The organism is Octadecabacter temperatus, assembly GCF_001187845.1.
Classification (GTDB): Bacteria; Pseudomonadota; Alphaproteobacteria; order Rhodobacterales; family Rhodobacteraceae; genus Octadecabacter; species Octadecabacter temperatus.
On record NZ_CP012160.1, the window covers coordinates 1,498,176 to 1,511,142 of the forward strand.

The 12,967-nt window shown below is 55.2% G+C and carries 13 protein-coding genes; 5 read left to right on the forward strand and 8 right to left on the reverse strand.

The window, feature by feature from the left end; translation table 11 throughout:
* Nucleotides 1-117 precede the first annotated feature (117 nt).
* Nucleotides 118-1,092 (reverse strand): YHYH protein, encoded by a 975-nt coding sequence (locus OSB_RS07510; RefSeq protein ID WP_049834406.1) that lies wholly within the window; start codon nt 1,090-1,092, stop codon nt 118-120.
* Nucleotides 1,093-1,260: 168 nt separating this feature from the next.
* Here OSB_RS07510 and trmFO point away from each other — a divergent pair, with 168 nt between their 5' ends.
* A complete protein-coding gene (trmFO, locus tag OSB_RS07515) occupies nt 1,261-2,616 on the forward strand; it encodes a methylenetetrahydrofolate--tRNA-(uracil(54)-C(5))-methyltransferase (FADH(2)-oxidizing) TrmFO (protein WP_049834407.1) in 1,356 nt (451 codons plus the stop codon).
* Nucleotides 2,617-2,620: 4 nt separating this feature from the next.
* Nucleotides 2,621-3,505, forward strand: coding sequence for a tRNA glutamyl-Q(34) synthetase GluQRS (gluQRS, locus tag OSB_RS07520; protein ID WP_049836090.1), 885 nt, complete (start codon nt 2,621-2,623; stop codon nt 3,503-3,505).
* Here the strand turns inward: gluQRS and hisI are convergent.
* Nucleotides 3,502-3,861, reverse strand: a complete 360-nt coding sequence (hisI, locus tag OSB_RS07525; RefSeq protein WP_049834408.1) for a phosphoribosyl-AMP cyclohydrolase — start codon at nt 3,859-3,861, stop codon at nt 3,502-3,504. The genes gluQRS and hisI overlap by 4 nt on opposite strands.
* A 69-nt stretch (nt 3,862-3,930) precedes the next feature.
* Here hisI and OSB_RS07530 point away from each other — a divergent pair, with 69 nt between their 5' ends.
* Nucleotides 3,931-4,374 carry an iron-sulfur cluster assembly scaffold protein gene (locus OSB_RS07530; protein WP_049834409.1) on the forward strand — a complete coding sequence of 148 codons (444 nt, stop codon included), beginning with the start codon at nt 3,931-3,933 and terminating at the stop codon, nt 4,372-4,374.
* A 206-nt stretch (nt 4,375-4,580) separates the two neighbouring features.
* Here the strand turns inward: OSB_RS07530 and OSB_RS16920 are convergent, their stop codons facing one another.
* The 5 genes from OSB_RS16920 to sciP all read right to left on the reverse strand — a co-directional run bounded on the left by OSB_RS16920 (nt 4,581) and on the right by sciP (nt 10,386).
* A complete protein-coding gene (locus OSB_RS16920) occupies nt 4,581-4,703 on the reverse strand; it encodes a hypothetical protein (protein WP_268794153.1) in 123 nt (40 codons plus the stop codon).
* A 109-nt stretch (nt 4,704-4,812) separates the two neighbouring features.
* Nucleotides 4,813-6,912: an ATP-dependent DNA helicase RecG gene (gene recG, locus OSB_RS07535; RefSeq protein WP_049834410.1), complete on the reverse strand. Its 2,100-nt coding sequence runs from the start codon at nt 6,910-6,912 to the stop codon at nt 4,813-4,815.
* Entirely contained in the window at nt 6,909-9,161 is a 2,253-nt protein-coding gene (gene ligA / locus OSB_RS07540; RefSeq protein ID WP_049834411.1) for an NAD-dependent DNA ligase LigA, read from the reverse strand. The genes recG and ligA overlap by 4 nt, the downstream gene beginning before the upstream one ends.
* A gap of 133 nt (nt 9,162-9,294) precedes the next feature.
* Entirely contained in the window at nt 9,295-10,014 is a 720-nt protein-coding gene (gene ctrA / locus OSB_RS07545; protein ID WP_049834412.1) for a response regulator transcription factor CtrA, read from the reverse strand.
* 93 nt (nt 10,015-10,107) lie between these two features.
* The gene (sciP, locus tag OSB_RS07550) at nt 10,108-10,386 is read right to left on the reverse strand and encodes a CtrA inhibitor SciP (protein ID WP_049834413.1); all 279 of its coding nucleotides are present in this window, start codon (nt 10,384-10,386) and stop codon (nt 10,108-10,110) included.
* A gap of 130 nt (nt 10,387-10,516) precedes the next feature.
* Between sciP and mnmA the strand changes: the two genes are divergently transcribed.
* Nucleotides 10,517-11,656: a tRNA 2-thiouridine(34) synthase MnmA gene (gene mnmA / locus OSB_RS07555; protein WP_049834414.1), complete on the forward strand. Its 1,140-nt coding sequence runs from the start codon at nt 10,517-10,519 to the stop codon at nt 11,654-11,656.
* Between the two features lie 44 nt (nt 11,657-11,700).
* Nucleotides 11,701-12,084: an MAPEG family protein gene (locus OSB_RS07560; protein WP_049834415.1), complete on the forward strand. Its 384-nt coding sequence runs from the start codon at nt 11,701-11,703 to the stop codon at nt 12,082-12,084.
* A gap of 23 nt (nt 12,085-12,107) precedes the next feature.
* Here the strand turns inward: OSB_RS07560 and OSB_RS07565 are convergent, their stop codons facing one another.
* Nucleotides 12,108-12,794 (reverse strand): DUF4386 domain-containing protein, encoded by a 687-nt coding sequence (locus OSB_RS07565; protein ID WP_049834416.1) that lies wholly within the window; start codon nt 12,792-12,794, stop codon nt 12,108-12,110.
* Nucleotides 12,795-12,967: the final 173 nt, after the last annotated feature.

Consider the following 12,967-nt stretch of genomic DNA (forward strand, 5'->3'; position numbering starts at 1 on the left):
GGATGCAAAAGACGAACGAGCGGATCGAAGCCAACCAACGCAAACAAATGGAACTGGCAGAACGACAGACAGCGGCGGTTGAACGCATCGCCGCTGCCCTTGAAAAGCGCAGCTAACCTATCGGCAGTATTCTTCGGACACGACTGAGCCATCGTTGGTCACGGTGCGGGTTTCAAAGTTATAACAGCCCGCCGTTTCGCTCGGTGAATACCGCATGTAATAGGCCTCGCCCTCATAGGTGTAATCCATGCTGCGTCTACCATCTGGCGATTGCGTAAAAACCAGACCCTCGACGCCGCCACGTGGTGGTCGCCCCGGTTCAATGCCGCCGCCCCCTGACGCAGGTGCTAACGGTGCTGTGCGCGGAAGGTCACGCAAGCTGGCGACCTCACCCATCAAGCATTGCAAGATATACGGAGCCTCAGTTGAGGTGTGATAGCGATAGCCGAAGGTTTCATCAGGTTGGCCGTTACACAAATCGAGATCTCCTTCGGCGATCTCGGTGCCATCAGGGTTATTGTCGCCATAAATCGGAAACCCATCAAACGCCCAGCCAATGATCGCATCATCGCCTGCGTTTTTCATCTGCTCGATCATGCAGGTCGGCGCGACGTGATAATGGTAATCATCCCCACGCCCCGCATGACCGCCACAAATATCAAGCTGCTGGGTCGTCAATGTATCGTGCTGTGACTGGTAATGAAGCAAGTCGTCCTGACTCATCTCGCCGCCACCGGTGTAGTCGAAAATCGGCACACCATTCACAGCTACCGCAAGGGCCGCGTCGCGGGTCTGCGGTGTATCGCCAAGAACGGGCAGCAAGGGAATAGGTGCGTCGTAGCTCTTTGCGGGCACTGGCACTTGCTCGTTCGTACCAACAATACCTGTCATCAGCTCATGATCGGGATACGTATCCGAGCTGACAACCGCATTATCACCATTGCAGGTCACCAACACGGTCTCCGAAAACCCCGCCTCGGACACCGACATTTGCACCGCTTCGCAATGCTGAGCATCATCATGGGCCAAGACCAACTGCGGCGCGACAAATGCGGCCTGTACCGCGATCAGTCCGATGTGAAGCTGTCTCATGTCTCGCTCTCTCCGATTGGTCGATTTCTATCTGATACGTGCCACGTTTCCGATTTGGTCGTTTGTCTGGCGTTTTTGTTGTAATCGCAGGATGGCGACTGGACCAAGCCTCTCCCAAGAGTAAATTCAACTCTTTTCAATAGGACACCAAGCGCCTAAGTCAGCCCCATGACAGATACATTACACATCATCGGCGGCGGAATGGCCGGATCTGAAGCGGCTTGGCAAGTGGCCAACCTCGGCCAAAAGGTCGTCATCCACGAGATGCGCCCCAAGGTCGAAACCTTTGCCCACCGCACAGGCAATCTGGCTGAGATGGTGTGTTCAAACTCGTTCCGTTCTGATGATGATGAACAAAACGCTGTTGGCCTGCTGCATTGGGAAATGCGTGCGGCTGGCGGGATCATCATGACCACGGCGGATCAGCATAAATTGCCTGCAGGTGGTGCCTTGGCTGTTGATCGAGATCCCTTCGCGGAGACTGTGACAGCGACATTAACATCGCATCCCAACATATCGGTTTCATTCGAGGAAATAGATACGCTTCCTGATGACGGTCAGTGGATTATTGCGACGGGGCCGCTGACATCTAGCAAGCTGGCCGATGCGATTGCTGCCGAAACTGGCGCTGAGGCCCTCGCATTTTTTGACGCTATTGCGCCTATCATTTACCACGACAGCATCGATATGAGCAAAGCGTGGATGCAGTCGCGCTACGACAAAGGTGAGACCGAAGAAGAACGCACAGCCTATCTGAACTGCCCGATGACCAAAGAGGACTACGAAGGCTTCATTGACGCCCTACTCGCCGCCGACAAAACCGAGTTTAAAGAAGGCGAAACAGCGGGTTACTTCGATGGCTGCCTCCCGATTGAGGTCATGGCAGAGCGGGGTCGCGAGACATTGCGCTTTGGTCCGATGAAGCCCGTTGGACTGACCAATGAACACGATCCGCAAAACAAGGCTTACGCCGTGGTTCAGCTGCGCCGCGACAACGCCTTGGGGACGCTCTACAACATAGTCGGCTTTCAAACCAAAATGAAGTACGGCGCACAAGTTGATGTTTTCAAACGCATTCCAGGGCTTGAGAACGCGAACTTTGCGCGCCTTGGCGGCATACACCGCAACACGTTCCTGAACTCACCGACTTTGCTGGATGATCAAATGCGTTTGAAATCCAAACCCAACATCCGCTTTGCGGGGCAAATCACAGGCGTCGAAGGCTATGTTGAGAGTGCCGCGATGGGTCTTTTGGCTGGTCGCCTAGCAGCCGCCGACATGCGCGGTGAAACCCTTGGTGCGGTTCCAAACACCACGGCTACCGGCGCACTGGTAACACATATTACGGGCGGCGCTGACGCGAAGACGTTCCAACCTATGAACGTCAATTTCGGGCTGTTCCCACCAGTTGAGGGCCTCAAGTCCGGTCGCCGCGGACGCAAAGACCGCTACAAGGCTTACACAGACCGCGCAAAGCTCGACTGGCAAGCGTGGTTGGGTACATCGGACGCGAATGCAGACTGACACAATGATCACCCGCTTCGCCCCCTCACCAACGGGGCCGCTGCATCTTGGGCACGCCTATTCAGCACTGCTGGCCCATGACATGGCGATGGAACGCGGTGGCGATTTCCTGTTACGTATTGAAGACATTGATCAATCTCGTGCACGTCCCGAATGGGAAGCGCAGATTTATCAGGATTTGAAATGGCTCGGCCTGTGGTGGCCAACGCCCGTCATGCGCCAATCTGAACGCCTAGATGCGTACCGCGACAAGCTGCGCTGGTTTTGGAACCATGGGTACGCCTTTTCATGCAGCTGTTCCCGCCGCGATGTGATGGAAGCTATGTCAGCCCCACAGGAAGGCGCAGAACCTGCAACCGGACCTGACGGTCTGATCTACCCTGGCACTTGCCGTGCTAGCACCAATAAATCAGGCACTGTTCAGATGCCTGAAGACACCGCAATCCGTTTGATGATGGATGCCGTTGCACGCAAACAAGGCAGCGCCTTTACAGGTAGTGATTTGTTTTCTTTCGAAGAAACAGGCCAAGGCCCAAACAGTGAAACAGGCCGCATCGAATTCAGCATGCAAGACGCGATCGACACGATTGGCGACATCGTTCTTGCACGCCGCGACATGGGCACCTCTTATCATTTGTCAGTGGTATTGGATGACGCCGCACAGGGAGTTACCCACGTCGTGCGCGGTGAAGATCTGTTTGAAACCACCAAAATTCACGTTATTTTACAACGCGTTCTGAAACTTCCAACACCTGTGTACCATCACCACACGCTGATCCGCGATGACGCGGGTAAACGCCTCGCCAAACGTGACGACGCCCGCGCAATTTCGAAGTACCGCGATGAAGGTGCCACGCCGGAAGACATCCGCAAGATGGTCGGGCTTTAGGTCATTGGTGCCATCAGCTCGACTTCCTCACCGTCAATGACTGACGTGTAGAAGCAACTGCGCCGATTTGTGTGACACGCCGCACCCGTTTGATGCACAATGGCCAACAGGCAATCGCTGTCACAATCCACGCGTAAATCCACCAACTCCTGCGTGTTGCCTGACGTCTCGCCCTTGATCCAGAACGCCTGACGCGAACGCGACCAATAGGTGACGCGCTTGGTCGCTAAGGTCTGTGCAACGGCATCTGCGTTCATCCATGCCATCATCAGCACCTCTCCCGTGCCGTCTTGCTGCGCAATACATGGGATCAAGCCATTGGAATCGTAGGTCAATGTTGAAGGATCGAAAGACATGACTGGTTTTCCTTTGGCAAGTTGGCTACGCGTGCCTATCTATGAAGAACACGTCGAGAAAGTAAACCTATGTCCGCCGATACTGACCTGATCAAATTGTATTCCACCCGCATTCTCGGGCTGGCTGCGGATATTCCACATCGCACGCGCTTGGACGCGCCTGATGGCACCGCGAAACGTCGATCCCCCTTGTGCGGATCAACAGTGACCGTGGATTTGACGCTTAAGGACGGAAAGATCACGGCGTTCGGTCAGGACGTAAAAGCCTGCGCATTGGGCCAAGCGTCGGCGGCGATTGTTGGTCAGAACATCATCGGTCGCACACAAGCCGAAATGCAGCACGGGCGCGACCAGCTTTTTGCGATGCTGAAATCAGAAGGCCCAACACCAGAGGCGCCGTTTGATGGGTTCGAGGTTCTCGGCCCCGCGTCAGAATACAAGAACCGCCATGCGTCTATCCTGCTGGTGTTCGATGCGACATTGGATGCCTTTGCTGACGCCACAGCAGCCTAACACCCTGCCCCAAAAAGAAAAAACCGCCACTTTCCGGGACAGCGGAAAGTGGCGGCAGATATGCGTTTCGTGTGGGACCGGCGTTAAGCGAGAAAGGCAGGCTCTCGATTGGTCGATGACAGGCAGTGTCGGACTAAAACAGATCGTAAGGTGGGACAGAAGATCTGGGAAAACCGGCACGAAACGCGAAGGTAGACAGACAGGTATTAGATGACGTTGGGCAGGCTCAGGGCCGCGAAAAGCATCACAACAAGGGCCGCCATACCGATGGCATCCGCGATGATCGTGTCAGCTGACCGAACAAATACGCTTTTGATTTCTTTCGCCATGGTGCTGCTCCTCAGTGATGTTCTCTTTGTTGCCCCTTTGTTCTCATTAACCAATTCACAATGCAAGAACTTTATGAGAACAAAGGTGAACAAAATGTTCTGAATAGGCTTAACCTACTGAAATTAAACGAATAGCCCTATCCTGTTCCATGAGCCATAAAAGCGTTCGCGCGGCTGTTCCACGCTCAAATTCCAGTGTCGGATCGTCCAAAAGCAATTTTCGAGCGTCGGATTGGGCCAGCGCCATGAGGGCAGTTTGCCGTTCAAGATCAGCAATCCGGAACCTTGGCAGGCCAGATTGCGCGGTGCCAATGACATCACCCGCCCCGCGCATCGCAAGGTCTTCTTCAGAAATGCGGAACCCGTCTTCGGTTTCGCGCATGATCTCAAGCCGTTGTCGGCCGGTTTCTGACAGCGGCGCTTGATACATCAGCAAACAGGTGGACTTAGCAGACCCACGCCCGACCCGCCCGCGCAACTGGTGAAGTTGGGCAAGGCCGAAGCTTTCGGCGCGTTCAATCACCATGATCGAGGCATTCGGGACGTTCACCCCAACCTCAATCACCGTTGTTGCGACCAACACTTTTGTCTGGCCGCTCACGAAATCGCGCATGGCCGCGTCTTTGTCGCTGGGGGGCATCTGGCCGTGAACCAAACCAACAACGCCCTCACCCAATGCCGCACGTAGACGTTTAAAACGTTCCTCGGCGGCGGTCTTGTCGCTGACCTCTGACTCCTCAACCAATGGGCAGACCCAGTAACATTGCCGCCCCTCGGCCACGGCAGCGCGCAGGCGGTCCACCACCGCGTCCATCTTTGATGTCGCGACCAAAGCGGTCGTCACAGGGCTGCGGCCCGGTGGTTTTTCATCCAACACACTGACGTCCATGTCGCCGTATTGCGCCAATGCCAGCGATCTAGGGATCGGCGTGGCCGTCATCACCAGCACATCAACCGCAGCGCCTTTGGCTCCCAATTCCATACGCTGTGCGACGCCGAAGCGGTGTTGTTCGTCAATGATCGCAAGGCGTAAGTCGGCGAATTCCACATCCTTTTGGAACACCGCATGGGTGCCAACCAGAATGTGAATGTCGCCCGCTTCAAGTGCCTCCAGCTTCGCTTTGCGCTCCGCCCCTTTGTCGCGCCCTGTCAATATTTCCAACACGACACCCGCCTCAGCTGCGAGCGGCTGTAACCCTTCAAGATGTTGACGCGCAAGGATTTCTGTCGGGGCCATCATCACGCCCTGCCCGCCAGCCTCAACCGCGTTCAGCAGTGCCAACAACGCGACCAGTGTTTTGCCGGACCCAACGTCCCCTTGCAGAAGGCGGTTCATCCGGTGCGGCTTTGCCAGATCTTCAGCGATCTCAGCCGTCGCACGAACCTGCGCACCAGTGGGCGCAAACCCAAGCGACGCCAGCACCTCGCGCTGCTTGGACCCATCCCCAACAGTCGCCCGCCCCTTACCGCGGCGTTGTTGCGCACGTGCAAGCGCGAGCGTCAGTTGATGCGCCAAGACTTCATCATACGCCAAGCGTTGCCGCGCTGCGGCTGTCGTCGCAAGCTCAGCCGAGGACATCGGACGGTGCGCCTGTGCCAATGCCGCATTCCACTCTGGCCAGCCCTCGCGCGCGCGCAGCGCCGGGTCAATCCACTCAGGCAGGTCCGGCGCTTGTGCCAAAACATCCGCCGTTGCCTTAAACATCGCCTTTTGGGTCACCGTGCCTGTCAGCGGGTACACCGGTTCGAACAACGGAATCTGTTCCGCCTCATCCGGTGTCAGAATATGGTCTGGATGAACCATCTGGCCGACACCATCAAAGAGCTCGATCTTACCCGAAACCACACGTCGTTGCCCCGTAGGCAATTGTTTTCGAAGGTATTCCCCGTGACTGCGAAAGAACACCAACTGGAACGTCGTTTGTGCATCCTCGACCATCACACGGTACGGACGCCCCCGCTGAGACGGCGCATTGTGCTGGCCAACGGTCACTTCCACGGTGCAAACAGCGGGCGCTTGCACCTCAAGAATGGACGCACGCCTACGACGGTCGACACCAGAATGCGGCAGTGTGAACAGCAAATCACGCGGCTTTTCGATATGCGCCGCGACAAGGGCCTGCGCTGATTTCGGGCCAATCCCATCAAGGCTTTCTAGGCTCCCAAACAGCGGCCAAAGAACCTCTGGTCTGCCACTCGGCGCGCTCATACGCCGCTTGTCAGCGCCAGCCAGCCGTCCTCATCTATGGTTTCAATCCCTAGGTCAGCGGCCTTTTTCGCCTTTGAACCAGCCCCCGGGCCCGCGACCAACAGGTCCGTCTTGGCACTCACCGATCCGCTCACCTTCGCGCCAAGCATTTCGGCACGGGCCTTTGCCTCCGCACGGGTCATTTTTTCAAGCGTCCCTGTAAACACGACAGTTTTGCCCGCCACGGGGCTGTTTGTATCACGTGCTTCAGGCGGTTGAATATCCTCTAGCGCCTCGACCAACCGGTCAATCGCCGCACGTTCGTCGGGGTTTGCCAGTGCATCCGACACCGACAAGGCCACTGTCGCGCCGATCCCATCCGCGTCGATCAAAAACGCCCAAGCGCGCGCAGCATCAAATGGCACCTTCGCCGCTTGAATGACTGCTTTTCGCGTATCCGCAAGCCGAGCGCGGCGCCCATCACGCACCGCTTCAACGCGTTCATTGTCCTCGGCCACATCCGCCGCGCGATGCGCCAAAGCCGCAGGGCGTGCCTTTGTGATATTGTCCGCGAACGCGTCCCAATCTCCATAATGGCGCGCAAGATCCTGCGCCGTAACTTCACCTATGTGACGAATACCAAGGCCGAAAATCAAACGCGCCATTGGAATTTTTCTTTTTTCGTCAATGGCCTGCCAGAGCTTGGCGACACTTGTGTCACCCCAACCATCACGGTTCGCAAGCTTGGTAAAGTTCTCAGCGTCTCGGGCGCGTAGCGTGAAAATTTCAGCAGGTTCTTTAACGGGCAGTTGGTCGTCTTCGTAAAAGGCTTCGATCTGCTTTGCGCCCAAACCCTCAATATCAAAGGCGGCACGGGACACAAAATGCTTTAACTTTTCAACGGCTTGCGCGGGACAAATCAAACCACCTGTGCATCGGCGAACAGCGTCCCCTTCGTCACGCACCGCTGCTGAACCGCACTTCGGGCAAACACTGGGGAATCTGTAGCGAACGCTGTCATCCGGTCGTTTGCTCAGGTCAACATCGGCAACTTTCGGGATGACATCTCCCGCGCGGTAAACCTGAACCCAATCGCCGACACGGATGTCTTTGCCGTCGCGAATGGCCTCGCCCTTGTTACCGCGCCCTTGGATGTAGTCCTCATTATGCAGCGTCGCGTTAGACACGACGACCCCGCCGACCGTGACAGGTTTCAGACGTGCAACAGGGCTGAGGGCACCTGTGCGTCCAACCTGAATATCGATTGCTTCAAGGGTCGTCCAAGCTAATTCAGCAGGAAATTTATGGGCTATAGCCCAGCGTGGCGTGGTCGATCGAAAGCCGAGCCGCGCCTGTAACGCGAGGTCATCAACCTTATAAACAACGCCGTCAATGTCATACCCAAGGGTCGCGCGTTGGGCTTCGATGTCGCGGTAATGCCTGATCATCGCGCTGAGGCCGGCGCAGGATTGGGTCAGTGGGTTGGTTTGAAACCCAAGTGTTTTTAACCGCTCGATAGCGTCCGATTGGGTTTGCGCGAGGGGTTCAGACAAAGCACCCCAAGCGTAGGCGAAAAACTTAAGGGGGCGTGAACGTGTGATGCGCGCATCCAACTGGCGCAATGACCCGGCGGCGGCGTTGCGTGGGTTCGCAAATGTTTTGGCGCCCGCTTCGGTTTGCCGTACATTGAGCGCGTCGAAATCCGCGTGTGACATGTAAACTTCACCGCGCACCTCAAGAACTTCTGGGGCGCCTGAAAGGGTATGCGGGATGTCTTCGATGGTTAGCGCATTCTCGGTTACGTTTTCCCCAGTGCTGCCATCACCACGTGTAGCAGCCTGCATGAGTTTACCGTTTTCATACCTCAACGACAGTGAAAGCCCGTCGATCTTGGGTTCGGCTGTGTAGATCAAAGCACCCGCGTTTAGGCCCAAGAACTTTCGAACCGATTGATCAAACTCAACGACATCATCATCTTCGAAAGCATTGCCAAGCGACAACATACGAACTTCATGCTGGATTTTTCCAAAACCATCTGACGGGGCCGCCCCGACTTTCTCGGTTGGGCTGTCGGACTGCTTTAAGTCAGGGAACTGCGCTTCGATTGCTGCCATACGCCGTTTCAGCTGGTCATAAGCGGCATCTGAAATCTGTGGCGCATCCGCTTGGTGATAGTCGTCATTGGCCTGCGCCAAAAGCGGAGCAAGCCGCGCAAGTTCCTGCGCGGCCTCATTTTGGGTCAGATTTTTCACCGATATCTCTGCGGTCACACCCTACCCCCGACGTTGCTAAAGCGATTAACCTTTAGCCTAGTGATAGGTCTGTGACAGAGGCAGGTCCAGCCCTGACCCGCATCGAATGTCTTGGCACTCCGTGAGTGATTTGCCGTAGACAAAAATTGCGCTAGGCACCGATTGCGATTTTCTCGGCGTCTTGCATGCTCATTGTTTCAGGGTCACGCAGCACATAACCACGTCCCCAAACAGTTTCGATGTGGTTGTCCCCGTTTGTTGCCTCAGAGAGCTTTTTGCGAAGTTTACAGATGAACACATCGATGATCTTCAATTCAGGCTCGTCCATGCCGCCGTAAAGGTGGTTCAGAAACATCTCTTTTGTCAGCGTGGTGCCTTTGCGCAGGCTAAGAAGCTCAAGCATTTGGTATTCTTTGCCAGTCAAGTGAACCGGGCTGCCGTCTGCTTCAACCGTTTTGGCATCAAGGTTCACAGCAATGGATCCGGTTTTAATAATGGATTGTGCGTGACCTTTTGAACGTCGGATAATCGCATGGATCCGTGCGACCAGTTCTTCGCGGTGGAATGGCTTGGTCATGTAATCGTCTGCACCAAAGCCAAACCCCTTGAGCTTACTTTCAGTGCCATCTTCGCCTGACAGGATCAGTATTGGTGTTTCAATCCGGCTAAGTCGCAACTGGCGCAAAACTTCGTGCCCGTTCATATCGGGCAAATTGATATCAAGAAGGATCAAATCGTAATCATATAGTTTTGCGAGATCGATCCCCTCTTCACCTAGATCCGTCGTATAGACGTTCAGGTTTGCATGGCTCAGCATCAACTCGATGCTTTTGGCCGTGGATGGATCATCTTCTACCAGCAATACGCGCATTTAGCCTTCTCCGCTCTTTCGGTGTCTAAGAAGACCCTAGGGCAACAATGGTTAACTACACGTTACCGTACACATTTAACTTTACAACTCTACCTAAAGTTGCCGGTATTTTTGCAGCGATGTTGCCTTTAATGCAACTTCGCCATGGTCGCGCACTGCTGATTCCCATTCAGTCAACTCATCCCCCGAAAGCCCATACACGTCTTGGGCTTCATCGCGCGACAGCAACCCATACACCACCGCGCGCACAACTAAGGCTTTGCGCGACGCGACCCATCGGCGCGTTTCTGGCGCAGGCAGGTCTGCCCGCGTCATCATAGTTCCATCTGGAAGTTTTACGGACCTTGGCCCGTCAATTTTACGTAAATACATCTCTCACACCCCTATGTGGTCTTTCATGGGATGCTTTTTGCAGCTAACGGCCTAATGAGAGGTAAAGCTGCCCCTTGAGAGTGATTACACTTTTCCTATATTCCAACTGATATTCCCGCTAGGACGCCCTATGCCTCTTGATCATCCGCTAAATTCCCTCGGCTTTGCCAAGCCCCCGTCCGAAACTCGTGTCGTTGTTGCGATGTCGGGCGGCGTGGACAGTTCCGTTGTTGCCGCGATGTTGGCAGAGGAAGGTTATGACGTGGTTGGTGTCACGTTGCAGCTTTACGATCACGGCGCTGCTTTGGCCAAAAAGGGTGCCTGCTGCGCGGGGCGCGATATTCATGATGCGCGCCGTGTCGCTGAAGAAATGAATTTCCCGCATTACGTTTTGGACTATGAGAACACGTTCAAAGAAGCTGTGATTGACGAATTTGCCGACAGCTATCTGGCGGGGGCAACGCCCGTGCCATGCATTCGCTGTAATGAGCGCGTGAAATTCAAAGACCTACTGGAAACGGCCAAGGATTTGGACGCCGACTGCATGGCGACGGGTCACTATATTCAACGGATGGTTGGAAACGACGGGGCCGAGCTACACTCAGCCGCGGACGCCTCCAAAGATCAAAGCTACTTCCTGTTTTCCACGACACCTGAACAGCTGGATTACCTACGCTTTCCATTGGGCCACCACGCGTCCAAAGAACAGACCCGCGAATTGGCGCGCAAATATGGGCTGGCGCTGGCGGATAAGCCGGACTCGCAAGACATCTGTTTTGTGCCAAACGGCAACTATGCTGCGGTCATCGAAAAGCTGCGCCCTGGTGCGGCGGAACCTGGCGATATCGTCGACACAGATGGCAAAGTCTTGGCGCAACACAACGGTGTTATTCACTACACTATCGGCCAAAGGCGCGGGCTTGGCATCGGTGGTTTGGCCACGCCGCTTTATGTGGTTAAACTGGATGTCGACAAAAAGCATGTCATCGTCGGGCCAAAAGAGATGCTGACAACGCGGACCATCCCCGTGCGCGAAATCAACTGGCTGGGTGACGGTGCATTTGATGACGTGGCTGAGCACCATATCTCGGTGAAGGTGCGTTCCACCAAGCCCCCGATGGAAGCCGTCGTCCGCCCCTTGAGCGCCACGACTGCCGAAGTCGATCTGCTGACCCCTGAAGAAGGCGTCGCACCGGGTCAGGCTTGCGTATTTTATGACAATGACAGCTCGCGCATCTTTGGTGGCGGCTGGATTTGGCGTGGGTATTGATCTCCCGTTTTCACCACACACCTCAATTTTTAGGATAGTTATCAATGCCCTTGATCGAAATCATCGCTCTTCTTGCCGTCGCCCAATTCCTGTATTTTGGTTACTTAGTTGGCATGCAGCGCCAAAAGTCCGGTCTGAAGGCACCGACAATGACAGGCGATGACGGGTTTGAGCGGGCGTTTCGCGTCCAGATGAACACGCTTGAGCTTATGATCGCGCTCATTCCAGTGCTGTTATTGGCTGGGAAATACTGGCCGGCTTGGCTAATTGCACCAATCGGCATCGTTTATCTGGTAGGACGCACGCTGTACCAACAGGCCTACATGAATGCCCCAACAAAGCGTGGAACTGGCTTCATGCTTTCGCTTGGCCCGATTGCGGCATTGTTGGTTTTGGCGCTTTTGGGCGCCGTGTGGCATCTGTTCTAATCAGCGCACCGACGCCCAGTTCACTAGCGCTGCGCTGATGCGAAACGTTTTGGCCCCCAGATCAACAGCCAAACCGCAAAGCTAAGCTCGGCAAGTGTAACGATGACCAATAGTCCGATGATCGCATAATTCAGGGCGGCGATTTCAACGAACATCAGCTTCGCGATGCCCTGCACCAGATAGCCGAACGCGCCGATAAACAGCCCCCAGCCCAGCAATTTTGGCGCGAGGTCCGAACGCAGGATCGCCGCGCCGAGCGCCAACAGATGAACGCCAAAGAACAGCTGCCAAACAAAGATGCCAAGTGCATGTGCGTCAAAGAGCATCATCATCTCTGCCGCCCGCCCCGATAGATCATCCAAGAATGTCAGCGGCATGACCCAGATCAGCACGTTCAGCCCCATAACAATGGCCATCCCTGCCCGCGCTATCATTGCGGTGCTAGAAAGAACGGGGCTGACTTTCTTGAACATCACGAACAAGATTGCGGTCAGGGCAACCTCAAACAAGATGACAAAGATGTCCGCCAATACACCGAGTTTGAACAGCCCGAGGTTCGCGGACAGATTGGTGGCCGTTGTCGCAGCATCGCCAGTGACAACAATCGCTTGCGGCACATAGCCGATGCTAAAGCCGCCCACGCAGGCGATTGCGAGATAGAATGCACCGGCAAGGCGCGGCAGTTGATGTGAGGGATATGTTGAAGTCATGTCAGGTCCTTCTCCAGATAATAAGGGTTCGTCTGCTAAAACGGTCCCGTCAAAGCAGCTGCTAAAATTTGTCGTCATGATGTGTCTGGAGACTGTTTAGATCACCTACGCCAACGCAGGAATTGTCGAAATCCTGAGACATCCCATACGAATTCGTATGGATTGCCGTGCTC

Coding starts and splice junctions, on each gene's coding strand:
- OSB_RS07510 (WP_049834406.1), bottom strand. CDS start 1,092: ATGAGACAGCTTCACATCGGACTGATCGCGGTACAGGCCGCATTTGTC.
- trmFO (WP_049834407.1), top strand. CDS start 1,261: ATGACAGATACATTACACATCATCGGCGGCGGAATGGCCGGATCTGAA.
- gluQRS (WP_049836090.1), top strand. CDS start 2,621: ATGATCACCCGCTTCGCCCCCTCACCAACGGGGCCGCTGCATCTTGGG.
- hisI (WP_049834408.1), bottom strand. CDS start 3,861: ATGTCTTTCGATCCTTCAACATTGACCTACGATTCCAATGGCTTGATC.
- OSB_RS07530 (WP_049834409.1), top strand. CDS start 3,931: ATGTCCGCCGATACTGACCTGATCAAATTGTATTCCACCCGCATTCTC.
- OSB_RS16920 (WP_268794153.1), bottom strand. CDS start 4,703: ATGGCGAAAGAAATCAAAAGCGTATTTGTTCGGTCAGCTGACACGATC.
- recG (WP_049834410.1), bottom strand. CDS start 6,912: ATGAGCGCGCCGAGTGGCAGACCAGAGGTTCTTTGGCCGCTGTTTGGG.
- ctrA (WP_049834412.1), bottom strand. CDS start 10,014: ATGCGCGTATTGCTGGTAGAAGATGATCCATCCACGGCCAAAAGCATC.
- sciP (WP_049834413.1), bottom strand. CDS start 10,386: ATGTATTTACGTAAAATTGACGGGCCAAGGTCCGTAAAACTTCCAGAT.
- mnmA (WP_049834414.1), top strand. CDS start 10,517: ATGCCTCTTGATCATCCGCTAAATTCCCTCGGCTTTGCCAAGCCCCCG.
- OSB_RS07560 (WP_049834415.1), top strand. CDS start 11,701: ATGCCCTTGATCGAAATCATCGCTCTTCTTGCCGTCGCCCAATTCCTG.
- OSB_RS07565 (WP_049834416.1), bottom strand. CDS start 12,794: ATGACTTCAACATATCCCTCACATCAACTGCCGCGCCTTGCCGGTGCA.